This window comes from Brevundimonas sp. KH_058 (assembly GCF_057838505.1).
Window position 1 is genome coordinate 2,711,534 of record NZ_CM174469.1, and the last position, 21,138, is coordinate 2,732,671.

Here is a 21,138-nt window from a genome sequence, read left to right on the forward strand (position 1 = left end):
AGGGCGTTGTGTCGCGGAGAATGCGATGAGACCGGATGTCGAGGCCATGAAGGCCGACATCGAGCAGAGCGTCGCTCTGCTCAGGAGGCGTCTTTGACTGGGATGTCGCTCTAAGAAAGCTCGATGAGCTAAATGCGCGGGTCGAGGACCCGACGCTGTGGGACAAACCCGAACAGGCCCAGGCCGTCAGCCGCGAACGCTCGCAGCTGGAAGCCAAGATCAATACCGTCAAGGCGATGGAGCAGGACCTCGAAGACGGGGTGATGCTGGCTGAGATGGCGGACGAGGAAGGCGACGAGGGCGCGCTGGAAGACGCACGCGCGTCTCTGCGGGGCATCAAGGACCGGGCCGCGCGCGCCGAGCTGGAAGCCCTGCTGTCCGGCGAGGCCGACGGCAACGACGCCTATCTGGAAGTGAACTCCGGCGCCGGCGGCACCGAGTCGAACGACTGGGCCGGGATGCTGCTGCGGATGTATTCCCGCTGGTCCAAGGCGCACGGCTATGAGGTCACGATCGAGGCGCACGAAGAGGGCGAGCAGGCGGGCGTGAAGTCCGCGACGATCCTGATCTCTGGCCCCAACGCTTATGGCTGGTTGAAGTCGGAATCGGGCGTTCACCGCCTGGTTCGGATCAGCCCCTATGACGCGGCGGCCAAGCGCCACACCAGCTTCGCCTCCATCGGGGTGTCGCCGGTCGTCGACGACGCCATCGAGATCGACATCAATCCGTCGGACGTGCGCACCGACACCTACCGGGCCTCGGGCGCGGGCGGTCAGCACATCAACAAGACCGACTCGGCCGTGCGCCTGACCCACGTCCCGACCAACACCGTCGTCGCCTGCCAGGCCGGCCGGTCGCAGCACCAGAACCGCGAACAGGCGTGGAAGATGTTGCGGGCGCGTCTGTACGAACTGGAGCTGCAGAAGCGCGAGGCCGTGGCCCAGGCCCTGGCCGACGCCAAGACCGACATCGGCTGGGGTCACCAGATCCGATCCTATGTCCTGCAGCCGTATCAGATGGTGAAGGACCTGCGGACCGAGGTGGAAACCTCAGACACGCAGGGGGTTCTGGATGGCGATCTGGACGCCTTCATGGGGGCGGCCCTAGCCCAGCGTGTCGGCGAGACGCGCGGGTCCAGCACAGACTAAGAAAAAGGGGCGGCCCGCTGGGCCGCCCCTTTGTTTGTTGAGTATCGGCCTTCCGGCCTGGCTGTCAGGCCGGGGTCTTGGCTTCAGGCTTGTCCGTCTTGGCGGGCTTCTCGGCCGGGGCTTCCAGCATGGCGGCGCCGGGGGTGTCGCGCTTGGCCTGGTTGCAGCGGCCCTGGAACCAGGCGCCCTGGTCGATGGACAGCTGCTCCTGGGTGATGTCGCCCTCGACGCGGGCGGTGGCGTACAGCTTGACCTGTTTGGCGACGATGGCGCCCGTGATGCGACCGCGCACGTCCAGCACGTCGGCGTGAACGGTGCCTTCGACCGCGCCGCCTTCCCCGATGACGACGCGGGCCACGCGGACGTCACCCTTCAGATTGCCTTCGACCTGAAGCTCGCCGGCGCCGGAGATATTGCCTTCGTATTTCACCCCGGCCGCCAGGGTGGACAGGTTGCTGGACCGGGTCGCCGGGCGGGCCGGTTCAGGCGCGCGGGCCGCGGGCGTCGCCGCCGGCAGGTTGGGGGTCGGCGACGGGGCCGGTTCTGGCGCGGGCGGAATGCCCAGCCCCTGTGATCCGGTGTCGTAGGATTTGCTCTTGGTGAACATGGTGCGCTCCGCATCTGCCAGCCAAGGCCGGCCAAGCCCCTAGTAGCCCTGAAGGCCACTAGGCCGTGGGCGAGGCCATAAGGTCAAGCACCGCTTCCGAACCGTGGTCGTCGATCACAAAACCTTCACCGCCTCCAGAACGGCGGCGGCGTGGTCCGTGACCTTCACATTGCGCCAGGCGCGGGCGATGCGACCCTCGGCGTCGATCAGGAAGGTGGCGCGCTCGATGCCCATATATTCGCGGCCATACAACTTCTTCTGGACCCAGACGCCCCAGGCCTCGCAGGCGGCGCCGTCCTCGTCCGAGGCCAGGACGACGGCGAGGTCGTATTTGGCCTTGAACCGGTCGTGCTTCTTCACCGTGTCCCTGGACACGCCAATGACTGGCACGCCCAGGGCGGCGAAGTCGGGCGCGAGGGCGGTGAAGTCCTGGGCCTCGCGCGTGCAGCCGGTCGTGTCGTCCTTGGGATAGAAATAGACGACGGCGGGCTTGCCCTTGAGGGCGGCGAGGGTGATGCGGCCGCCGCCGTCCGTGGCCAGATCGAGGGCGGGGGCGGGGGCGGGGTCATTGACTTCGGGCATTTCGAAAACTCCGCTCATCCCGGCGAAAGCCGGGACCCAGTTCTGTAGTGAGGCAGTGCGTTGGACCGCCTTTGGTGAAACATGACGACGGCTGATCGCCCAAAGCACTGGGTCCCGGCTTTCGCCGGGATGAGCGGATTAGAGAGGTTTGATCAACACGATCTTCTTCTTGCCGGCGGCCAGCTTGATCACGCCGTCCTTGAGGTCGGCCTCGGTCAGCAGCTGGGCGCCGTCGGACACGGCGGCGTCGTTCAGGCGCAGGCCCCCGCCCTGGGCCAGGCGGCGGGCCTCGCCGTTGGAGGCGGTCAGGCCGGCCTTGGTCACGACGGCGGCGATCATGGCGCCGTAAACCTCGGTCGACGGTAGTTCGATGGTCGGCAGGTCGGCGGAGATCTGGCCCTTTTCGAAGGCGGTCTCGGCGGCGGCGCGGGCAGTCGCAGCGGCCTCGACGCCGTGAAGCATTGTGGTCGCGGCGTCGGCCAAGGCCTTCTTGGCGTCGTTGATGGCGGCGCCTTTTAAGGCTTCGAAACTGGCGATCTCGGCGTCCGACAGATCGGTGAACAGGCGCATGAAGCGGCCCACATCGCCGTCCTCGGTGTTGCGCCAGTACTGCCAGTAGTCATAGGGCGACAGGGCGTCGGCGTTCAGCCAGACGGCGCCGCCCACGGTCTTGCCCATCTTCTGGCCGGAGGCGGTGGACAGAAGCGGCGTGGTCAGGCCGAAGGCGGCCTTCTGGTCCACCTTGCGGGTCAGTTCGACGCCGTTGATGATGTTGCCCCACTGGTCCGACCCGCCCATCTGCAACTGGCAGCCATAGCGGCGGTTCAGCTCCAGGAAGTCGGTGGCCTGCATCAGCATGTAGTTGAATTCGAGGAAGGTCAGCGGCTGCTCGCGTTCCAGGCGCAGCTTGACGGAATCGAAGCTGAGCATCCGGTTGACGGTGAAATGCGTGCCGTAGTCGCGCAGGAACTCCAGATAGCCCAGCTTGGACAGCCATTCGTCGTTGTCGACCATGATGGCGTCGGACGGGCCGTCGCCGAAGGTCAGGAACTTTTCGAACACGCCCTTGATGCCGGCGATGTTCTCGGCGATCCGCTCTTCGGTCAGCAGGGGGCGCTGGGTGTCCTTGAAGGAGGGGTCGCCCACCTTGGTCGTGCCGCCACCCATCAGGACGATGGGCTTGTGCCCCGCCTGCTGAAGACGACGCAGCAGCATGATCTGGATCAGGTGGCCGACGTGCAGCGACGGCGCCGTGGCGTCGAAGCCGATATAGCCGGTGACCACGCCGGCGGTCGCCGCCGCATCCAGCTCGGCCGGATGGGTGATCTGATGAATATAGCCGCGCGCCTGCATGGTGCGGAGGAAGTCGGATTTATAAGCGTGTTCGGTCATGGCGAAGCTCCGTTAGCAAAGATGCCGACGGGCGTCTTCCCTTTGGTGGCGCAACGAGGGGCTGGGGCGGTTCAGACGGTCCGAGCGAAAAACACCGTTTAAAGAGTCTAATTCGTCTGAAGTCGGGCTGGGACGAAATTGCACTGCACCCTGAAAATGCGTGCAAAGTACAAGAAAGTGCAATTGAGGGACGGCGCGTTCAGGCATGGCGACGGCATTATACAGCGGTTTCGAGAGGCGGCAGGTTAGGCGTCGCTGCGTAGCCTCAAGGCCGTGTTTTGTCAGAACATGTCTGGTGAAAATGCGATGGCTGGCATGATTTCGACCGTGGCTGCTACTTCAATCCGTCCTGCGCCAATGTGTAGGCGACCACGGCGTTGGCGTGGCCGTGGCCCAGGCCATGCGTGTCCTTGAGCAGGGCGACCAGTTCCATATGCCGGGCGGGATAGGCGTCGCGCACGACCTTCTGCCAAAGCGAGATCGGCTGGCCGTATTTTTTCTCGATGGACGGGAAATAGGACGCCGGGCCTTTGACGGTGTCGTCGGTCATGAGGTTTTCCTGATCGCAGCCTTAGAAATAGGGTTCGTCGGTGAGGCGCTGCGAGATCCACCAGATCGTGCCGGCCGGATCGCGGACGCCGGACTGTCGGTCGCCATAGGGCATGTCGGATGGCTCCATGATCAGCTCTGCGCCCGCCTGGACCGCGCGGTCGGTGACGGCGTCGGCGTTGTCGACATAGAGGTAGAGGGCGGCTCGGCTGGGCGGAAAGGCGTCCGAGGCCTCGCTGATCATCAGGGTCGTGCCGGAGAGCTGGACCTGGGCGTTGGCGATGCGGCCGTCCGGGGTCAGGCTTCGGCCGATGTCCTGGGCGCCTAAGGCGTCCTGGAGGAAGCGGATGTAGTCGCTTGCGTCGGCGACGAACAGATAGGGGGCGACCCCCGCAAAGCCCTTCGGAATTCGCATCTCGACCTCCTTTGCCGGCGGCGATCCTATCGCGCGGGGACGCAAATGTCGCGGCAGGTGATCCGGCGGGCGTTGACCGGCGCCCGGCGTGCGATACGAAGGCGGGATGCGTCTGCCCCTGATCCCGCACCCGACCTCGCCCCACGCTGGGCTGACGCTGGAGGTCGAGGCGCGGCGGGCGGGGCGGGTGCTGAGCCTGGAATATGTGCTGGCCGGGCCGGTCGAGATGGTGCGTTGGCCGCAGGCGGCAGAGCGAGTGCGGACGGACGGCCTGTGGCAGGCGACCTGTTTCGAGGCGTTCGTGCTGACGGCGGGGGGCTATGTCGAATATAATCTGTCGCCATCAGGGGCGTGGGCGGCCTATCGATTCGACGGGTATCGCGAGGGGATGCGGGGGCTGGAGATGCCGGCGCCCTTCATCGTGACGCGGACGGCGCCGGGGCGGTTCGTGCTGACGGCCGATGTGACGTTGCCTGAGGATGCGGGCGAAGCCGTGGGGCTGACAGCGGTGATCGGGGGGTTCGATGGGGCGATCGCCTATTGGGCGCTGGCGCATTCGTCGGATAAGCCGGACTTTCATCATCCCGACTCGTTCGCGCTGGACCTGACATGAACTTCGGCCTCGACCGCCTTTTGTCCGACGACGCCCTGAGGGCGCAGTTGAAGGGGCGGCGCGTGGCGTTGCTGGCCCACCCGGCGTCGGTGACCAAGGACCTGACCCATGCGGTGGATGCGTTGGCCGCCTGTCCCGAGATCACGCTGAGCGCCGCTTTCGGGCCGCAGCACGGGATGAAGGGCGACCTTCAGGACAATATGATGGAGAGCTCGGATTATCGCGATCCGGTCCACGGCATCCCGGTGTTCAGCCTGTACGGCGAGGTGCGGCGGCCGACGGAGGCGTCGATGGAGACGTTCGACGTCATCCTGATCGACCTGCAGGACTTGGGGTGTCGCATCTACACCTATGTGACGACGCTGCTCTATGTGCTGGAGGCGGCGGCGAAACACGGCAAGGCGGTGTGGGTGCTGGATCGGCCCAATCCGGCGGGGCGGCCGGTCGAGGGGCAGACGCTGCTGGCCGGCTGGGAGAGCTTCGTCGGGGCAGGGCCGATGCCGATGCGGCACGGGATGACGCTGGGCGAACTGGGCCACTGGTTCATCGCCCACCATGGCCTGGACGTCGAATACAAGGTCGTGGAGATGCAGGGCTGGGCGCCGGAACAGGCGCCGGGTTACGGCTGGCCGCTGGGCGAACGGGCCTGGATCAACCCCAGCCCGAATGCGCCGAACCTGTCGATGGCGCGGGCATACGCCGGGACGGTGATGCTGGAGGGGGCGACTCTGTCGGAAGGGCGCGGCACGACCCGGCCGCTGGAGCTGTTCGGGGCGCCCGACATCGATGCGCGGGCGGTGATCGCCGAGATGCGTGCGCTGGCGCCGGAGTGGCTGGAGGGCTGCATCCTGCGCGACATGTGGTTCGAACCGACCTTCCATAAGCATGTCGGACAGCTGTGCAGCGGGGTGCAGATCCATGTGGACCAGCCGGGCTATGACCATGCGGCGTTCAAGCCGTGGCGGGTGCAGGCGCTGGGGTTCAAGGCGATCCGGCGGTTGTATCCCGACTACGACCTGTGGCGCGATTTTCCGTATGAGTATGCGTTCGGCAAACTACCCATCGACGTGATCAACGGAGGGCCGGGGTTGCGGCAATGGGTGGACGACGCGGGCGCGACGCCGGCCGATCTGGACGCGGCGACGATGCCGGACGAGGCGGCGTGGGAAGAGATGCGGCGGCCGTTCCTGCTGTATTGAAACTATAACCAAAATCTATTGTGCATCTGCAAATAAGTGATTGGGCTTATTTGTTGCGGTGCGGTAGGGAGAGGGCCTCCCAACCACGCTGCATTGGATTTTCCGCATGGCCCTGATCAACACGACCATCAAACCCTTCACGGCCGAGGCCTACAAGAACGGCAAGTTCCTGACGGTCACGGACGCCGATGTGGCGGGCAAGTGGGCGATCTTCTTCTTCTATCCGGCCGACTTCACCTTCGTGTGCCCGACCGAGCTGGAAGACCTGGCCGATCACTATGACGCGTTCCAGAAGCTGGGCGTCGAGATCTATTCGGTATCGACCGACACGCACTTCTCGCACAAGGCTTGGCACGACTCGTCGCCGGCCATCGGCAAGATCAACTACACCATGCTGGGCGACCCCTCGGGCCAGGTGACCAACAACTTCGACGCCATGCGTCCGGGCGTGGGCCTGGCTGATCGTTCGACCTTCCTGGTCGACCCGGACGGCGTGATCCAGTTCACCGAGACCACGTCGGAAGGCATCGGCCGCAACGCCGCCGAGCTGCTGCGCAAGGTCAAGGCCGCCCAGTATGTGCGTTCGCACCCGGGCGAAGTCTGCCCGGCCAAGTGGGAAGAAGGCGAAGCCACCCTGGCGCCGTCGCTCGACCTCGTCGGCAAGATCTAAGACTGACGCCTATCGGGTCCGGCTTTTCGGGTCGGACCCACCCGGCGCCTCCATATCTCGGGGGGCCGGACGCCATCGCGCAAGCCTCGCCGGGATCGGCTCGCAGGCGGCGCGCCACCCCTGAAATTCAAGGACTGCCCCATGCTGGACGCCAATCTGAAATCTCAGCTTGAGGGCTACCTCAAGAACATCGTCCATCCGGTCGAACTGGTCGCCTCGCTGGGCGCTGGTCCCAAATCCATCGAACTGAAGACCCTGCTGGAGGAGATCGTCTCGGTCTCGCACGGCAAGGTCGAGATGGGTCGAGACTATGACGACGAACGTCAGCCCAGCTTCCTGATCCGCCGCAAGGGCACCGACATCGGCGTGCGGTTCGCCGGCATTCCGCTGGGCCACGAGTTCACCTCGCTGGTGCTGGCCCTGCTGCATGTCGGCGGCCATCCGTCCAAGGCGGCGCAGGAGGTGATCCAGCAGGTCAAGGATCTGGACGGCGACTATGTGTTCGAGACCTATTTCTCGCTGTCGTGCCAGAACTGCCCCGACGTGGTGCAGGCCCTGAACCTGATGAGCGTGCTGAACCCCCGCATCAAACACGTCGCCATCGAGGGCGGCCTGTTCAAGGACGAGGTGGACGAACGCAAGATCATGGCCGTGCCGACGGTCTTCCTGAACGGCGAACTGTTCGGTCAGGGCCGGATGGAACTGGAGCAGATCGTCGCCAAGATCGATTCGGGCGCCGAGGCGCGCGCCGCCGAGCGGCTGAAGGCCAAGGACCCGTTCGACGTTCTGGTGATCGGCGGCGGCCCGGCCGGGGCGGCGGCCGCCATCTATACGGCGCGCAAGGGCATCCGCACCGGCATCGCAGCCGAGCGATTCGGCGGCCAGGTGCTGGACACCATGTCGATCGAGAACTTCATTTCTGTGCCGCACACTGAGGGGCCGAAACTGGCCGCCCATCTGGAACAGCATGTCCGCGAATACGAGGTGGACCTGATGAACCTGCAGAAGGCCGTCAAGCTGGCGCCGTCCAGGGTTCCGGGCGGGCTGCATGAGGTGGTGCTGGAGAACGGCGCGTCGCTGAAGTCTCGTACGGTCATCCTGTCGACCGGCGCGCGCTGGCGCCAGATGAACGTGCCGGGCGAGGAGCAATACAAGAACAAGGGCGTGGCCTATTGCCCGCACTGCGACGGGCCGCTGTTCAAGGGCAAGCGGGTCGCAGTGATCGGCGGCGGAAACTCGGGCGTCGAGGCGGCCATCGACCTGGCGGGCATCGTGGCTCATGTGACCCTGATCGAATACGACAGCGAACTGCGGGCTGATGCGGTGCTGCAGCGCAAGCTGGCGACCCTGCCGAACGTGCGGATCGTGACCTCGGCCCTGACGACCCAGGTGCATGGCGACGGCGAGAAGGTGACGGGCCTGTCCTACAAGGACCGCAACTCCGACGCCCATCACGACGTCGATCTGGAAGGCATCTTCGTCCAGATCGGCCTGGTGCCGAACACCGAATGGCTGCGTGGCGCGGTCGGCCTGACCCAGCGCGGCGAGATCGAGGTGGATCATCGCGGCGAGACCTCGCAGCCGGGCATTTTCGCCGCCGGCGACGTGACCACCGTGCCCTACAAGCAGATCGTGATCGCCATGGGCGAAGGCTCGAAGGCGGGCCTGTCGGCCTTCGACTACATGATCCGCACGGTGCCGGCCGAAGAGGCGGTCGAACTGGCCTGATTTAGTCGGGCCGTGCGAATCTGCTGCGCACGGCCCGCACGATCTCGACAAGGATCGCCCAAGTCAGGGTGACGACGAAATAGACCCAGCGCGCCGCCAGCACGATCAGCAGCGGAACCGCCCACAGCACGGCCCAGACGTAATAGGGCCAGTCGGAATGGGTGACGGCGCGCAGACCAAGTGCGATCCCGAACATCGGCAGGGTCAGCAGCAGATAGTTCCACAGCGTGATCCTGCGCTTGAGCCAGGGCAGGATGCGACCGGTCTTTCCCGTAGTCATGGATGGTCGTCAGCGGGCGCGGAGGGCCGCAGCGAACCGGTCGTCGATCGCCTGTTCGCCCTGCGACAGATTGGTGATCACACCGGGATGAGATTCTGCGAACTGGCGGCACAACTGTTTGGCGTCGGACGCTAGCCGCTTGGCATGAAATGGGAGTTCGTCGGCGGGCAAGTCTGAAATCGGCTCCGAGAACGGCAGGTTCGCCTGCTCCAGATCGACGCCGGCCTGAATGACGTGGATGATCTTGTCCTGACCCCAGCCCGCCCTAGCGGCCTGTCGGGCGAACCGGTTTGCGGCGTCCTCGGCGATCAGTTCATCGACGGGATAGCCAAGCCGTCTGCATACCGCCGTCCGCTCTCCGAGACGGCCCACGGTTTCGCCTCCGGCGATCAGGTCGGATTTGGAAAGGGTCTGAATGAGGAGTGCGGCGAGGATTGCTGAAACCATGGGATCGGGCCGCTCCTTCGAAGGATTATCCGTCGTGACAATGTTCGCCTGAGCGAACGGTTCAGAACCGCCGCGCGACGCCGACGCCGAACTCTACATCCGGGCTGTCATCGTTCAGGCCGAAGTTGAGGCCGAAGTCGAGCTGGGCGTCGGGCAGGGAGGGCGGCGACCAGACGGCGGTCAGGTCGAAGGTGGACTGGGTGGTCGCTTCGACGGGATCGTCGTCGCGGCTGACCCAAAGCTCGGCGCCCAGATCCCATTGGCCGAAACCGCGCCCGACGCCAGCGACCATCGTATAGGCGGCGTGGCGGCCGTCGCCGTCGGCGTTCGAGACCCAGTCGACCTCGGGCGACAGGCTGAGGCTCCAGTCGTCGTTCAGGGGGATGGAGACGGGCAGGATGATCCCGCCCTCGAACCCGTCGGCGCGGATGCCGCGTGCGCCGGTCGGAGCGGTGACGAAGCCCGAAATGGCGACCGACAGGCCGGAACCGTCGGGGTTCTTCAGCGAATGACGCAGGCCGATACTGAGGTCGCCGACACCTTCGGCCGTGTCGCGGTCGCCGGTCGCGCGGTCGGTGGTGCGTTCGCGGTTCCAGGTCGTGAGGCCCAGTTGAAGCTCGGTCAGGCCTGTGAGGCCGTAGCGGACGAACAGGTCGCCGGCGTCCCAGGTTTCGGTCTTGGTCGCGCCGTCGCTCTGACGCGCGGCGTCGAACAGGCCCAGTTCGACCTGCCAACGGCCCTGATCGAGGATGCAGGTCGGCGTGCCCTTGCCGGGGCGGTCGGCGCAGAAATCGCGCGGGGTCGAAGACGCGGCTTGGGCCAGGGCCGGCGCGGAGACGGCGAGGGTCGAGGCGAACAGGGCGGCGGACAGAAGCAGGCGCATGGAATGTCTCGGAACCGAATGTCGCCCGATCATGTCGCCCAGGCCTTAATCGCGGGTGTCAGTGTAGTTTGAGCCGCCCGGAGACGCGGCGGTGCAGCAGGCGCGACAAGGCCAGAAGCACGGTTCGGCGCACGCCCAGGATCGCGCGGTGGTGATCCAGGTGCAGCGCCATATAGGCCCATTTGGCGATCAGGCCCTCGATCAGGAAGTTGGGACCACCCAGCCCGCCCATCAGTGAGCCGACACCCTTGTCACCACCCAGGGACACCAGCGAGCCCTTGTCCTGATAGACATAGGGCCCGTGATCGCGCGACGGGTCCGACAGGGCCTTGGCCAGATAGGCCGCCTGTTGCGCCGCCGCCTGGGCGCGGGCGGGGACGGGGCGACCCTCGGGGCCGGGGGCCTCGGCGCAGTCGCCCATTGCGTAGATGTGGGGCGCCGAGGTGCGCAGATGGTCGTCGACCACGAACTGGTTGATGCGGCCGGTCGTCAGGCCCAGGTCGAGATTGGTCTCGGCCGCCCTCACGCCCGCCGCCCAGACGATCAGGTCGGCGGGAACTTCGCCCTTCGATGTGTCCAGGCGATCGGCGTGGACGGCGTTGACCTTGGCGTTCGTCAGCAGGCGCACGCCCTTGGCCTCCAGCGCCTTGGCCGCCTTGGCCGAGACGCGCTCGGGCAGGCCGCCCAAGATGCGCGGCGCGGCCTCGACGATGGTGACGGCGAGATCGAAACGCTGATCCGGCGACAGACCGGCGGACAGTTCGTCGTGACCCTCGATCAGTTCAGTGGACAGTTCGACCCCGGTCGCGCCCGCGCCGACGATGGCGATGTTCAAGGTGCGCTCGTCCGAATAGGCGGCGGCGAGGAAGGCCGAGGTCAGGCGTTTGTTGAAGGCTTCCGCATCGGCGACGTCTTCCAGCAGATGGGCATGTTCGGCGGCGCCCGGCGTGCCGAACAGGTTCGATCCGCTGCCGATGGCCAGAACGAGAGTATTGAACGACAGGGTACGCGGGGCGACCAGAACGGCGCCGTCCTGATCGCGGATTTCGCCGAGGGTCAGGGTCTTGTTCGCCGGGGCAAGACCCGTCAGGTCGCCAAAGGCGAAGCTGAAATGATTGCGCCGCGCCAGCACCGGATAGGACAGACCCTCCTGATGGCTGTCCAGCGACCCGGCCGCGACCTCGTGCAGGCTGGGTTTCCACAGGTGGAAGATCGACCGGTCGATCAGCAGCACGCGACGCCGGCCTTCTTGCGGCCCGAACCGACGCCCCAGGCGGGCGGCGAACTCAAGCCCGCCGGCGCCGCCGCCGATGATGACGATGTCGTGCTGCATTCGGGTCTCCTGAAGACGACCCGAATTCTAGGCTCAGGCCGGTTTTTCTTCCAGACGCTTGTCCAGATAGGCGCCGACGCGGCGGTCGACGGCGCTCATGTGGTCCTGCCAGAAGTGGCTCGCGCCTTCTTCCAGTTCGTAGTCGATGATGATGCCCTTTTGGGTGCGCAGTTTGTTGACCACGCGCTCGACCTCGACCGGCGGCACGACGGTGTCGGCGGTGCCGTGCAGGAACAGGCCGGACGCCGGGCAGGGGGCCAGGAAGCTGAAGTCGTACATGTTCGACGGCGGCGAGACCGAGATGAAGCCGTCAGTCTCGGGGCGGCGCATAAGAAGCTGCATGCCGATGTAGGCCCCGAACTGATAACCGCCGACCCAGGTCTGGCTGGCGCCGGGATTGTTCGTCTGAAGCCAGTCGAGGGCCGTGGCGGCGTCGGCCAGTTCGCCGATGCCCGAATCGAACTCGCCCTGCGACTTGCCGACGCCGCGCGAGTTGTAGCGCAGGGTGGCGAAGCCGCGCTGCTGGAACAACTGGTGCAGGGTGACCGTGACCGGGTTGTTCATGTGCCCGCCCGCCTTGGGGTGCGGGTGCAGGATCAGGGCGATCGGTGCGTTCGGGCGCTTGCCCGGGGAATAGCGGCCTTCGATGCGACCGGAGGCGCCGGGCAGGATGACTTCAGGCATAGGGGCTCTGGAATCCGTTCAACTGTCATTTCGCAAGTGCGTAATACTTGACCGCAGAGGTAGGACTTTCTAAGTCCCACGCAAGCGGGCCGCCTTCGCGAAGGCGCGGGTTCTAGCACAAGAGCCCCGAAAAGCCCGCAATTTTTGAAGGTGCGATATGCGTCTGTCGACCAAGGGACGATACGCCGTGATGGCGATGGCCGATCTGGCGAAAAACGGACGCGGCGAGAGCGGTGAAATCCGGGCGGTTTCGCTGGCCGAGATCGCTGCGCGCCAGGAGATTTCGCTCAGCTATCTGGAGCAGCTGTTCGCGCGGCTGCGCAAGAGCGAGCTGGTCAAGAGCGTGCGCGGACCCGGCGGTGGTTATCGTCTGGCCAAGGCGGCGCACGAGACGGTGGTGGCCGAGATCGTGCTGGCGGTGGACGAGCCGATTCGCGCGACGCGGTGTGTGGCGCACGGATCGCCCAAGGGCTGCATGCTGGCCGGCGAACGCTGCATCACCCACAATCTGTGGGAAGATCTGGGCGACGAGATCCATCGCTATCTGGCCGGCGTGTCGTTGGAGGATGTGGTGATGAACCGCACGGGTCAGCGTCGCCGCAACGTGGAGCCACAGCAGGCTGTCGGGGTGGCGGCATGAGCGGCATTTATCTGGATTATAATGCGTCGGGCCTGGTGCGGCCGGAAGTGCTGGACATCATGGCGCGCGCCCTGGCCGACAACGGCAATCCGTCGGCGGTCCATGCGGCCGGACGCCGGGCGCGGGCGCGGGTGGAGACGGCGCGGGCCCAGGTCGGCGATCTGGTCGGGGCCGATCCGACAGCTGTGGTGTTCAACAGCGGCGGGACCGAGGCCAACGCGCAGGGGATCGCCAGCGCCCTGGCGGCGGGATGTGAGCGGCTGATCGTCTCGGCGACCGAACATCCGTGCGTGGCCGAGACGGCGGCGAATGCGGGCGCGCCGGTCGAGGTGATCCCGGTCGATGCGAACGGCGTGGTCGATCTGGACTGGCTGGCGGGGGCGCTGAGCCGTCCGGGCCGGGCCGTGGTCGCCATCCATCATGCGAACAACGAAAGCGGCGTGATCCAGCCGGTGGTGGAGGCCGCCGCCCTGGTGCGCGCGGCCGGCGGCTGGTTGCACGTCGATGCGATCCAGTCGGCGGGCAAGATCCCGGTCGATATGCGTGTGCTGCACGCGGACAGCCTGACCCTGTCGGCGCACAAACTGGGCGGGCCGCAGGGCGTGGGGGCCTTGATCCTCAAGGAAGGCGCGTCGGGCGTGCGCATTCTGCATGGCGCCGGACAGGAGCGGGGTCTGCGCGCGGGCACAGAGAATGTGCCGGGCATCGCCGGTTTCGGCGTCGCGGCCGACAGCGCCGCGCGGGATCTGAAAACGATGCAATCGCACGTCGGCTGGCGTGACGCCGCGGAGGCCAAGGTGAAGGCCGCCGGGGCGACCGTGATCGGCGGTGACGTCGAACGCCTGCCCAACACCCTGTTCATGGCGGTCGAGGGCTGGGACAGCCCGCAGCAGCTGATCACCCTGGATCTGGCGGGCGTCATGGTGTCGGCGGGGTCGGCCTGTTCGTCGGGCAAGGTGAAGCCGTCCAAGACCATCAGCGCCATGGGGCTGAACAACCTGGCGACCGGGGGCGTGCGCGTCTCCGGGGGCTGGGGAACGATCGAAAGCGACTGGGTGCGGTTCGCCGACGCCTGGGTCGCCGCCTACAACAAGCATAAGACACGCGCCGCCGAGCGCGTGAGAGAGGTCGCCTGATGGCCGCCGTCAAGGAAACCATCGACGCCGTCGCCGCGCTGGAGAAGTACGAGCACGGCTTCACCTCGGACATCGAGACGGAATACGCCCCGCGAGGCCTGAGCGCCGAGATCGTGCGCTTCATCTCCGAGAAGAAGGGCGAGCCAGCATGGATGCTGGAATGGCGCCTCGCCGCCTATGAACGCTGGCTGGCGATGGAAGAGCCGACCTGGGCGGCGGTGAAGTATGAGCCGGTCGATTACCAGTCGCTGTTCTACTATGCGGCGCCCAAGCAGAAGGAGGGGCCGAAGTCTCTGGACGAGGTCGATCCCGAGATTCTGGAAATCTACAAGAAGCTGGGCATCCCGCTGAAGGAGCAGGAAGTGCTGGCGGGGGTGCAGGGCGCGCCACGCGTGGCCGTGGACGCCGTGTTCGACAGCGTGTCGGTGGTCACCACCTTCAAGGAGGAACTGGCCAAGGTTGGCGTGATTTTCATGCCGATTTCCGAGGCCTTGCGCGAATATCCTGAACTGGTGCGGCAATATCTGGGGTCGGTGGTGCCGGTCTCGGACAACTATTTCGCGGCGCTGAACAGCGCGGTCTTTTCGGACGGATCGTTCGTCTACATTCCGCCGGGCGTGCGCTGCCCGATGGAGCTGTCGACCTATTTCCGCATCAATGCGTCACAGACGGGCCAGTTCGAGCGGACGCTGATCATCGCCGACAAGGGCAGCTATTGCTCCTATCTGGAGGGTTGCACCGCGCCGATGCGCGACGAGAACCAGCTGCATGCGGCCGTGGTCGAGATCGTCGCTCTGGACGACGCCGAGGTGAAATATTCGACGGTCCAGAACTGGTATCCCGGCGACGCCGAGGGCAAGGGCGGCATCTACAACTTCGTCACCAAGCGGGCGGATTGCCGGGGTGATCGGTCCAAGGTCAGCTGGACGCAGGTCGAGACCGGTTCGGCCGTGACCTGGAAATATCCGTCCTGCATCCTGAAGGGCGACGACAGCTCAGGCGAGTTCTACTCCATCGCCATCACCAACGGGCATCAGCAGGCCGACACCGGCACCAAGATGATCCACCTGGGCAAGAACACCAAGTCGCGGATCATCGCCAAGGCGGTGTCGGCGGGCAAGTCGGACTCGACCTATCGCGGTCTGGTCTCGGTGCACCCCAAGGCGACGGGGGTGCGCAACTTCACCCAGTGCGACAGCCTGCTGATCGGCAAGGAGTGCGGCTCGCACACCATCCCCTATATCGAGGCCCGCAACGGCTCGGCCCAGCTGGAGCATGAGGCGACGACGACGCGCCTGTCGGACGACCAGCTATTCTACGCCCAGCAGCGCGGCCTGTCGCAGGAGGAGGCGGTGGCCCTGCTGGTCAACGGCTTCGTCCGCGACGTGATGCAGAAGCTGCCTATGGAGTTCGCCGTCGAGGCGCAGAAGCTGGTGGCGATCAGTCTTGAGGGGAGCGTGGGCTAATGCCAACGAAAGACGAACTTAAGGGCGAGATCTCCCGTCTTGTTAGATCGCGAGGTTGGTACCGTGGCCAGTTTGAACGCCTTTCCGAGGAAACGGCCATTCAAGCTGAGCAAATTTCGATTTTGAAAGCGCGGCAGAGAGCCAATGCCAAGCAGATTAAAGACGCAAAACTTGTGGTCTCAAGCGAAGAAATTCGCCGCGAGAAAGTCCGCGCTGAGAGAGAAAATGAGCTCCAAAGCCAAAGGGATGAAGCGCGGAATCGCGTGGAATCCGGTGAACCAGAAGATGAGGACGAGGCCCGCCTCTTCCGCTGCCAGCGAGAAAACGCGCGACTAAGAAAAATCATTGATAAGCTTGAAGATAAAATAAAAACAGAATGATCTTTTTCATCTCCAGCCTCCATGTCATCGTCGATGAAAAGCTGACACTCAAAGACTTCACGTTCGATGCTGATCCCAGCGAGCAAGAAGCCATCGTTGGACCGGCGACTGGAGTTGGATCATGCTATGCTGGCGTTAGAGGAGCGCAACGATGAAAGCCTTCACCGTTCTGATTGATGACGACGCGGCGGACGAGTATCTGGAAGAGGCAGTTGCCCGCCATACGACTGCCGAGGAGCTGATCGCTTCGGCTGCTGTCGATATGCTGCCCGAACTCCGACAGCCTTTAACGTCGCAACAAATTGCTCTTGTCGAGGCGGGGCTGGCAGCCGAGCGTGAAGGCCGGATTGTATCCAACGATGAGGTCGTGGCGCGCTGGAAGACGCTCCTTGGAGAGTGAGGGTTGCCCAATGGACCCAGCCTGCGCGCGAAAGCTATGACGCCTTTCTCCAGCATCTGCTTGAGCAAAATAAGCGCCGGGCTATCTTGGCGCGCAATGATCTGCAGGACGCTGTGGCTCTGCTCTGCAGACGCCCCCAGGTTGGGCGTCGTTCTGAGTGGCCAGGCCTGAAACGCTGGAGCGTTCCCGAATGGGACAAGATCATCATCTTTCGCGAAATCCCTGACGGGGTCCGTGTCGTCGCTTTCTATGACGCTCGCCAAGACCTTACCGTCGTCGATCCAACCTTGAACGATTTTTAGTCCATGCTTTCCATCAATAACCTCCACGTCTCCATCGGCGAAAAGCCGATCCTCAAGGGGCTGACGCTCGACGTTCCCGCCGGCGAGGTGCACGCCATCATGGGGCCGAACGGGGCCGGGAAGTCGACGCTGGGGTATGCCCTGTCGGGACGACCTGGCTATGAGGCGACGCAAGGCGCGGTCGAATGGGCGGGCGAGGACCTGCTGGCGCTGGACCCGGCCGAACGGGCGGCCAAGGGCGTCTTCCTGTCGTTCCAGTATCCGATCGAGATCCCCGGCGTACCGGCCCTGACCTTCGTGCGGACGGCGCTGAATGCGCAGAAGCGTGCGCGGGGCGAGGAGGAGGTGGCGGCGCCCGCCTTCCTGAAGCTGGTCCGCGAGGCATCCAAGGCGTTGAAGATGGACTTCGACATGCTGAAGCGGCCGCTGAACGTCGGCTTCTCCGGCGGCGAGAAGAAGCGGATGGAAATCCTGCAGATGGCGCTGTTCGAGCCGTCGCTGCTGATCCTGGACGAGACCGATTCCGGCCTGGACATCGACGCCCTGCGCATCGTGTCGGAGGGGGTGAATGCGTTGCGCCGTCCCGACCGGGCCATGCTGGTCATCACCCACTATCAGCGCCTGCTCGACTACATCAAACCGGACCGGGTCCATGTGCTGGCCGGCGGTCGGATCGTGGCCTCGGGTGGGCCGGAGTTGGCGCATCAGTTGGAGGCGGAAGGGTACGACAAGTATCTTCTGGAATCGGCATGAGCGCGGCTTTCGCCATCGACCTGACCGACGCCGAAACCTTTCCGTCGCGGCGGACGGAGGCGTGGAAATACAGCGACCTGAAGCGCTGGCTTCGCGCGGCGCCGGAGCCGTCGGGGACGGCTGAGGTCGGGCCGCCGGGGCCGTTCTACGATTTAGGCGGAGAGGCGATCGTCTTCGCCAATGGGCGCGCCGTGGGCGTGACCGACTTCATCGCCTCGGGCGAGCGAACCCTGCGGCTGCGCTATGTGTCGGATGCCGTCGGCACCGGGCATACTGCCAGCGCACGGGTGTCGGCGCGGGCCGGCGCCAAGCTGCTGCTGCTGGAGACACACGAAGGCGCGGGTTCGGCCTATGTGGCGCACAATACGCTGGAGCTGGACGTGGCGGCCGGGGCCGAGGTGACGCGCGTCGTCCTGGTCGAGGAGCCAGAGGACGCCATCTCCATCGCCGAGGCGCATGTGAAGGTCGAGGCGGGCGGCGTCTATCGTCAGACCATCATTACGACTGGCGCGAAGTTGCAGCGGATCGAGACCCGCATCGCGCACTACGCCCAGGGCGCGCACGTCCAGGCCGACGGCCTGTATCTGCTGAACGGATCGCGCCACACTGACCTGACCAGCGTGGTGCGCCACGTGGAGCATGACGGCGCGACCAGCCAGTTGATCAAGGGCGTGGCCCGCGACACGGCGCGCGGCGTCTTCCAGGGCAAGATCGTGGTCGAGCGTGGGGCCGACGGCACCGATGCGCGAATGGGCCATCACGCCCTGATCGCCAGCGAGCGGGCCGAGATCGACGCCAAGCCGGAACTGATCATCTATGCCGACGACGTGCAGTGCGCGCACGGCAATACGGTGGGGACGCTGGACGAGAGCGCCCTGTTCTACATGCAGCAGCGCGGCATTCCGGCCGACGAGGCCCGCGCCCTGCTGACCCAGGCCTTCCTGATCGAGGTCATCGACCGGATCGAGCATGAGGGCGCGAGAGAGGTGGCGCGGGAATGGCTGACGGCGCGGTTGTGAACTCCTTCGATCCCTATGCCGTGCGGGCGCAGTTCCCGATCCTGTCGCGGCAGGTGAACGGCAAGCCGCTGGTCTATCTGGACAATGCAGCCTCGGCGCAGAAGCCGCGCGCGGTGATCGACGCCCTGGTGGCGACGATGGAGGGCGGATACGCCAACGTCCATCGCGGCCTGCACACCCTGTCGAACGAGGCGACCGAGGCCTTCGAGAAGGCGCGCGAGATCGTGGCCCACTTCCTGAACGCCCAAAGCCCCGAACAGGTCGTCTGGACCAAGGGCGGGACCGAGGCGATCAATCTGGTGGCCAATGGGCTTGGGCTGTCCATCCAGCCGGGCGACGAGATCATCGTCTCGGAGATGGAGCATCACTCCAACATCGTGCCCTGGCATCTGCTGCGTGAACGACGCGGGGCGGTGATCAAGTGGATCCCGGTGCTGGACGACGGTTCGCTGGACATGGCGGCCTATGCCGACCTGCTGGGGCCGAAGACACGCATGGTCGCGGTCACCCATATGTCGAACGTGCTGGGGACCATCAATCCGGTGGCCGAGATCACGCGATTGGCCCACGCAGCGGGCGCCCAGGTGCTGATCGACGGGTGCCAGGGGGCGGTCCATGCGACGCCGGACGTGCAGGCCATTGGTTGCGATTTCTATATGCTGACAGGCCACAAGCTGTTTGCGCCCACCGGCATCGGCGCCCTGTATGGCACGGCCGAGGCGCTGGAGGCCCTGCCGCCCTATCAGGGCGGGGGCGAGATGATCGAGACGGTCGAGCGCGACCGCGTGACCTACGCCAGGCCGCCGCACCGGTTCGAGGCGGGGACGCCGCCGATCCTGGAGGCGATCGGCCTGGGCGTGGCGCTGGAATGGCTGACGCAATACGACCGGGCGGCCGTGCAGGCGCACGAACACGCGCTGTATCGGCGGGCCGTGGATCGGTTGGAAGGCGAGGGCTGGCTGCGGATCCTGGGCCAGGCGGAAGGGAAGGGCGCGATCCTGACCTTCGCCGTCGAGGGCGCGCATGCCCACGACGTGGCCCAGATCATGGACCGTTACGGCGTCGCCGTGCGGGCCGGTCTGCACTGCGCCGAACCGCTGGCGAAAAGATTGGGGGTGACGTCGAGCACCCGCGCCTCCTTCGCCCTATATAACACCGTGGAGGATGCCGACGCCTTCGTGGATGCGCTGATCAAGGCGCGGAACTTCTTCGTGTAAGCCGATGACAGATCAACCTATTCAAGACAGTGACGCCTTCAAGGACGCCTGGGATGAACCCCAGAAGAGCGCCCTGTCCCAGGCCGAGCTGGACACGCTGACCGATCAGCTGATTGAGGCGTTGAAGTCCGTCTATGACCCGGAAATCCCGGTCGACATCTATGAGCTGGGCCTGATCTATCGCGTCGACGTCAACGACGACCGCGATGTGGTGGTGGACATGACGCTGACGGCGCCGGGCTGTCCGGTCGCCGGCGAAATGCCGGGCTGGGTCGAGACGGCGGTGGAGAAGGTCGAGGGCGTGCGCAGCGCCAAGGCCAATCTGGTCTTCGACCCGCCGTGGGACGCCTCCAAGATGAGCGACGAGGCCAAGCTGGCCCTGAATATGTTCTGATGACCGAACTCCAGACCACATCCCGTCCGCGCCGCCCGCGACCCAAGGCCGTCACCCTGACCGACGCCGCCGCCGAGCGCGTGCGCGAGATCCTGGACAATGCCGAGAACGATCACATCGGTCTGAGGATCGGCGTCAAGAACGGCGGCTGTGCGGGGCAGGAATACACCTTCGCCTATGCCGACAGCGTCGGGCCGCTGGACGAGGTGGTCGAGGACAAGGGTGTCACCATCCTGATCGAGCCCAAGGCCGTGCTGTTCCTGATCGGCACAGAGATCGACTACGAGACGACGCGGCTGGCGTCCAAGTTCGTGTTCAACAATCCGAACCAGACCGACGCCTGTGGTTGCGGCGAGAGCGTCACCATCGTGCCGGTCGCCGCCGACTGAGATGGCCTATGACGCGGACTTTGGCGAATGGGTGCGCGAGCATTTCCACGCGCTTGGCCGGCTGGAGATCAAGCGGATGTTTGGTGGGGCGGGGGTCTATGCCTCCGGCGTCATGTTCGCCCTGCTGGACGACGGCATCGTTTGGCTGAAGGGCGACGAGGTGCTGGGAGAGGCATTCGTGGAGGCCGGCTCGCGTCAGTTCACCTATCCAAACAAGGATGGGCGGACGATGAGCATGGGCTATTGGACCCTGCCGGAAACGGCGCTGGACGATCCCGACGAGGCGGTCGCCTGGGCGCGTCGTTCGCTGGACGTGGCGGTGAAGAAGGCGTCGGGCAAGAAGCCGAAACGCGGCTAGCTCGTTTTTATCGGAGTAAGGCGGTACTTGCCTTCGGCGATAAACCATTCGATGGCCTCTAGCGGCAAATCTTCACATAGGTCGTGAAGGTCATGGAGCCGTCCACATCGCTGTAGAAGACCTCGGCGAGAGCATCGAAGTCGTCGTTCTCCAG

28 protein-coding genes are annotated in these 21,138 nt (G+C 65.3%); 18 read left to right on the top strand and 10 right to left on the bottom strand.

What is annotated here, in order from left to right; translation table 11 throughout:
• Positions 1–25: 25 nt before the first annotated feature.
• A protein-coding gene (gene prfB, locus AC3ISA_RS13375; protein ID WP_489178244.1) for a peptide chain release factor 2 occupies positions 26–1,148 on the top strand; the annotation gives its coding sequence in 2 pieces (ribosomal slippage) (positions 26–94 and positions 96–1,148; 1,122 coding nt in all).
• A 64-nt stretch (positions 1,149–1,212) separates the two neighbouring features.
• On the opposite strand, the gene AC3ISA_RS13380 is transcribed toward prfB, so the two are convergent.
• From AC3ISA_RS13380 to AC3ISA_RS13400, 5 genes are all read right to left on the bottom strand, one after another.
• The gene (locus AC3ISA_RS13380) at positions 1,213–1,755 is read right to left on the bottom strand and encodes a bactofilin family protein (protein WP_489178245.1); all 543 of its coding nucleotides are present in this window, start codon (positions 1,753–1,755) and stop codon (positions 1,213–1,215) included.
• Between the two features lie 114 nt (positions 1,756–1,869).
• Complete coding sequence (locus tag AC3ISA_RS13385) at positions 1,870–2,337, bottom strand: peroxiredoxin (RefSeq protein ID WP_489178246.1); 468 nt, start codon at positions 2,335–2,337, stop codon at positions 1,870–1,872.
• A gap of 138 nt (positions 2,338–2,475) precedes the next feature.
• The gene (gene tyrS / locus AC3ISA_RS13390) at positions 2,476–3,729 is read right to left on the bottom strand and encodes a tyrosine--tRNA ligase (protein ID WP_489178247.1); all 1,254 of its coding nucleotides are present in this window, start codon (positions 3,727–3,729) and stop codon (positions 2,476–2,478) included.
• Between the two features lie 334 nt (positions 3,730–4,063).
• The gene (locus AC3ISA_RS13395; RefSeq protein ID WP_489178248.1) at positions 4,064–4,279 is read right to left on the bottom strand and encodes a DUF4287 domain-containing protein; all 216 of its coding nucleotides are present in this window, start codon (positions 4,277–4,279) and stop codon (positions 4,064–4,066) included.
• A 21-nt stretch (positions 4,280–4,300) separates the two neighbouring features.
• Complete coding sequence (locus AC3ISA_RS13400) at positions 4,301–4,693, bottom strand: VOC family protein (protein ID WP_489178249.1); 393 nt, start codon at positions 4,691–4,693, stop codon at positions 4,301–4,303.
• A gap of 106 nt (positions 4,694–4,799) precedes the next feature.
• Between AC3ISA_RS13400 and AC3ISA_RS13405 the strand changes: the two genes are divergently transcribed.
• The 4 genes from AC3ISA_RS13405 (at position 4,800) to ahpF (ending at position 8,903) form a co-directional block, all read left to right on the top strand.
• Positions 4,800–5,306 carry a DOMON-like domain-containing protein gene (locus tag AC3ISA_RS13405; protein ID WP_489178250.1) on the top strand — a complete coding sequence of 169 codons (507 nt, stop codon included), beginning with the start codon at positions 4,800–4,802 and terminating at the stop codon, positions 5,304–5,306.
• Positions 5,303–6,505, top strand: coding sequence for an exo-beta-N-acetylmuramidase NamZ family protein (locus AC3ISA_RS13410; RefSeq protein WP_489178251.1), 1,203 nt, complete (start codon positions 5,303–5,305; stop codon positions 6,503–6,505). The genes AC3ISA_RS13405 and AC3ISA_RS13410 overlap by 4 nt, the downstream gene beginning before the upstream one ends.
• Positions 6,506–6,611: 106 nt before the next feature.
• Positions 6,612–7,175, top strand: a complete 564-nt coding sequence (gene ahpC / locus AC3ISA_RS13415) for an alkyl hydroperoxide reductase subunit C (RefSeq protein ID WP_135195428.1) — start codon at positions 6,612–6,614, stop codon at positions 7,173–7,175.
• Between the two features lie 141 nt (positions 7,176–7,316).
• Positions 7,317–8,903, top strand: coding sequence for an alkyl hydroperoxide reductase subunit F (gene ahpF, locus AC3ISA_RS13420; protein WP_489178252.1), 1,587 nt, complete (start codon positions 7,317–7,319; stop codon positions 8,901–8,903).
• A gap of 1 nt (position 8,904) precedes the next feature.
• On the opposite strand, the gene AC3ISA_RS13425 is transcribed toward ahpF, so the two are convergent.
• The 5 genes from AC3ISA_RS13425 to AC3ISA_RS13445 form a co-directional block, all read right to left on the bottom strand.
• Positions 8,905–9,183 (bottom strand): hypothetical protein, encoded by a 279-nt coding sequence (locus AC3ISA_RS13425; protein WP_489178253.1) that lies wholly within the window; start codon positions 9,181–9,183, stop codon positions 8,905–8,907.
• A gap of 9 nt (positions 9,184–9,192) precedes the next feature.
• On the bottom strand, positions 9,193–9,630 hold the full coding sequence (locus AC3ISA_RS13430) for a hypothetical protein (RefSeq protein ID WP_489178254.1): 438 nt from the start codon (positions 9,628–9,630) through the stop codon (positions 9,193–9,195).
• Positions 9,631–9,691: 61 nt separating this feature from the next.
• Positions 9,692–10,513: a transporter gene (locus AC3ISA_RS13435; protein WP_489178255.1), complete on the bottom strand. Its 822-nt coding sequence runs from the start codon at positions 10,511–10,513 to the stop codon at positions 9,692–9,694.
• 58 nt (positions 10,514–10,571) lie between these two features.
• Complete coding sequence (locus AC3ISA_RS13440; protein ID WP_489178256.1) at positions 10,572–11,846, bottom strand: NAD(P)/FAD-dependent oxidoreductase; 1,275 nt, start codon at positions 11,844–11,846, stop codon at positions 10,572–10,574.
• Positions 11,847–11,879: 33 nt separating this feature from the next.
• A complete protein-coding gene (locus AC3ISA_RS13445) occupies positions 11,880–12,530 on the bottom strand; it encodes an alpha/beta hydrolase (RefSeq protein ID WP_135195434.1) in 651 nt (216 codons plus the stop codon).
• A gap of 157 nt (positions 12,531–12,687) precedes the next feature.
• On the opposite strand from AC3ISA_RS13445, the gene AC3ISA_RS13450 reads away from it, so the two are divergent.
• The 13 genes from AC3ISA_RS13450 to AC3ISA_RS13510 are packed head-to-tail and all read left to right on the top strand — an operon-like array spanning position 12,688 to position 20,984.
• Positions 12,688–13,170, top strand: a complete 483-nt coding sequence (locus tag AC3ISA_RS13450) for an Rrf2 family transcriptional regulator (RefSeq protein WP_372691820.1) — start codon at positions 12,688–12,690, stop codon at positions 13,168–13,170.
• Positions 13,167–14,306, top strand: coding sequence for a cysteine desulfurase family protein (locus tag AC3ISA_RS13455; protein WP_489178257.1), 1,140 nt, complete (start codon positions 13,167–13,169; stop codon positions 14,304–14,306). Before AC3ISA_RS13450 ends, AC3ISA_RS13455 begins: the two co-directional genes overlap by 4 nt.
• Positions 14,306–15,772 carry a Fe-S cluster assembly protein SufB gene (gene sufB, locus AC3ISA_RS13460; protein WP_489178258.1) on the top strand — a complete coding sequence of 489 codons (1,467 nt, stop codon included), beginning with the start codon at positions 14,306–14,308 and terminating at the stop codon, positions 15,770–15,772. Before AC3ISA_RS13455 ends, sufB begins: the two co-directional genes overlap by 1 nt.
• The gene (locus tag AC3ISA_RS13465) at positions 15,772–16,152 is read left to right on the top strand and encodes a hypothetical protein (protein WP_489178259.1); all 381 of its coding nucleotides are present in this window, start codon (positions 15,772–15,774) and stop codon (positions 16,150–16,152) included. The genes sufB and AC3ISA_RS13465 overlap by 1 nt, the downstream gene beginning before the upstream one ends.
• A complete protein-coding gene (locus tag AC3ISA_RS13470; protein ID WP_489178260.1) occupies positions 16,149–16,307 on the top strand; it encodes a hypothetical protein in 159 nt (52 codons plus the stop codon). Before AC3ISA_RS13465 ends, AC3ISA_RS13470 begins: the two co-directional genes overlap by 4 nt.
• Positions 16,304–16,552 (top strand): hypothetical protein, encoded by a 249-nt coding sequence (locus tag AC3ISA_RS13475; RefSeq protein ID WP_372691824.1) that lies wholly within the window; start codon positions 16,304–16,306, stop codon positions 16,550–16,552. Before AC3ISA_RS13470 ends, AC3ISA_RS13475 begins: the two co-directional genes overlap by 4 nt.
• Positions 16,549–16,854 carry a type II toxin-antitoxin system RelE/ParE family toxin gene (locus AC3ISA_RS13480; RefSeq protein WP_372691825.1) on the top strand — a complete coding sequence of 102 codons (306 nt, stop codon included), beginning with the start codon at positions 16,549–16,551 and terminating at the stop codon, positions 16,852–16,854. Before AC3ISA_RS13475 ends, AC3ISA_RS13480 begins: the two co-directional genes overlap by 4 nt.
• Before the next feature lie 3 nt (positions 16,855–16,857).
• Positions 16,858–17,607, top strand: coding sequence for a Fe-S cluster assembly ATPase SufC (gene sufC / locus AC3ISA_RS13485; protein WP_489178261.1), 750 nt, complete (start codon positions 16,858–16,860; stop codon positions 17,605–17,607).
• Positions 17,604–18,626: a Fe-S cluster assembly protein SufD gene (sufD, locus tag AC3ISA_RS13490; protein WP_489178262.1), complete on the top strand. Its 1,023-nt coding sequence runs from the start codon at positions 17,604–17,606 to the stop codon at positions 18,624–18,626. The genes sufC and sufD overlap by 4 nt, the downstream gene beginning before the upstream one ends.
• Positions 18,605–19,843 carry an aminotransferase class V-fold PLP-dependent enzyme gene (locus tag AC3ISA_RS13495; protein WP_489178263.1) on the top strand — a complete coding sequence of 413 codons (1,239 nt, stop codon included), beginning with the start codon at positions 18,605–18,607 and terminating at the stop codon, positions 19,841–19,843. The genes sufD and AC3ISA_RS13495 overlap by 22 nt, the downstream gene beginning before the upstream one ends.
• 4 nt (positions 19,844–19,847) lie before the next feature.
• Positions 19,848–20,237 (top strand): SUF system Fe-S cluster assembly protein, encoded by a 390-nt coding sequence (locus AC3ISA_RS13500; RefSeq protein ID WP_017504008.1) that lies wholly within the window; start codon positions 19,848–19,850, stop codon positions 20,235–20,237.
• Positions 20,237–20,626: a HesB/IscA family protein gene (locus AC3ISA_RS13505; RefSeq protein WP_489178264.1), complete on the top strand. Its 390-nt coding sequence runs from the start codon at positions 20,237–20,239 to the stop codon at positions 20,624–20,626. Before AC3ISA_RS13500 ends, AC3ISA_RS13505 begins: the two co-directional genes overlap by 1 nt.
• Position 20,627: 1 nt before the next feature.
• Positions 20,628–20,984, top strand: a complete 357-nt coding sequence (locus AC3ISA_RS13510; protein WP_489178265.1) for a TfoX/Sxy family protein — start codon at positions 20,628–20,630, stop codon at positions 20,982–20,984.
• Positions 20,985–21,138: the final 154 nt, after the last annotated feature.

Coding starts and splice junctions, on each gene's coding strand:
- AC3ISA_RS13505 (WP_489178264.1), top strand. CDS start 20,237: ATGACCGAACTCCAGACCACATCCCGTCCGCGCCGCCCGCGACCCAAG.
- ahpF (WP_489178252.1), top strand. CDS start 7,317: ATGCTGGACGCCAATCTGAAATCTCAGCTTGAGGGCTACCTCAAGAAC.
- AC3ISA_RS13510 (WP_489178265.1), top strand. CDS start 20,628: ATGGCCTATGACGCGGACTTTGGCGAATGGGTGCGCGAGCATTTCCAC.
- AC3ISA_RS13380 (WP_489178245.1), bottom strand. CDS start 1,755: ATGTTCACCAAGAGCAAATCCTACGACACCGGATCACAGGGGCTGGGC.
- AC3ISA_RS13385 (WP_489178246.1), bottom strand. CDS start 2,337: ATGCCCGAAGTCAATGACCCCGCCCCCGCCCCCGCCCTCGATCTGGCC.
- ahpC (WP_135195428.1), top strand. CDS start 6,612: ATGGCCCTGATCAACACGACCATCAAACCCTTCACGGCCGAGGCCTAC.
- tyrS (WP_489178247.1), bottom strand. CDS start 3,729: ATGACCGAACACGCTTATAAATCCGACTTCCTCCGCACCATGCAGGCG.
- AC3ISA_RS13500 (WP_017504008.1), top strand. CDS start 19,848: ATGACAGATCAACCTATTCAAGACAGTGACGCCTTCAAGGACGCCTGG.
- AC3ISA_RS13465 (WP_489178259.1), top strand. CDS start 15,772: ATGCCAACGAAAGACGAACTTAAGGGCGAGATCTCCCGTCTTGTTAGA.
- AC3ISA_RS13470 (WP_489178260.1), top strand. CDS start 16,149: ATGATCTTTTTCATCTCCAGCCTCCATGTCATCGTCGATGAAAAGCTG.
- AC3ISA_RS13400 (WP_489178249.1), bottom strand. CDS start 4,693: ATGCGAATTCCGAAGGGCTTTGCGGGGGTCGCCCCCTATCTGTTCGTC.
- AC3ISA_RS13450 (WP_372691820.1), top strand. CDS start 12,688: ATGCGTCTGTCGACCAAGGGACGATACGCCGTGATGGCGATGGCCGAT.
- AC3ISA_RS13475 (WP_372691824.1), top strand. CDS start 16,304: ATGAAAGCCTTCACCGTTCTGATTGATGACGACGCGGCGGACGAGTAT.
- AC3ISA_RS13410 (WP_489178251.1), top strand. CDS start 5,303: ATGAACTTCGGCCTCGACCGCCTTTTGTCCGACGACGCCCTGAGGGCG.
- AC3ISA_RS13435 (WP_489178255.1), bottom strand. CDS start 10,513: ATGCGCCTGCTTCTGTCCGCCGCCCTGTTCGCCTCGACCCTCGCCGTC.
- AC3ISA_RS13440 (WP_489178256.1), bottom strand. CDS start 11,846: ATGCAGCACGACATCGTCATCATCGGCGGCGGCGCCGGCGGGCTTGAG.
- sufD (WP_489178262.1), top strand. CDS start 17,604: ATGAGCGCGGCTTTCGCCATCGACCTGACCGACGCCGAAACCTTTCCG.
- sufB (WP_489178258.1), top strand. CDS start 14,306: ATGGCCGCCGTCAAGGAAACCATCGACGCCGTCGCCGCGCTGGAGAAG.
- AC3ISA_RS13455 (WP_489178257.1), top strand. CDS start 13,167: ATGAGCGGCATTTATCTGGATTATAATGCGTCGGGCCTGGTGCGGCCG.
- AC3ISA_RS13405 (WP_489178250.1), top strand. CDS start 4,800: ATGCGTCTGCCCCTGATCCCGCACCCGACCTCGCCCCACGCTGGGCTG.
- AC3ISA_RS13495 (WP_489178263.1), top strand. CDS start 18,605: ATGGCTGACGGCGCGGTTGTGAACTCCTTCGATCCCTATGCCGTGCGG.
- AC3ISA_RS13395 (WP_489178248.1), bottom strand. CDS start 4,279: ATGACCGACGACACCGTCAAAGGCCCGGCGTCCTATTTCCCGTCCATC.
- AC3ISA_RS13445 (WP_135195434.1), bottom strand. CDS start 12,530: ATGCCTGAAGTCATCCTGCCCGGCGCCTCCGGTCGCATCGAAGGCCGC.
- AC3ISA_RS13425 (WP_489178253.1), bottom strand. CDS start 9,183: ATGACTACGGGAAAGACCGGTCGCATCCTGCCCTGGCTCAAGCGCAGG.
- sufC (WP_489178261.1), top strand. CDS start 16,858: ATGCTTTCCATCAATAACCTCCACGTCTCCATCGGCGAAAAGCCGATC.
- AC3ISA_RS13430 (WP_489178254.1), bottom strand. CDS start 9,630: ATGGTTTCAGCAATCCTCGCCGCACTCCTCATTCAGACCCTTTCCAAA.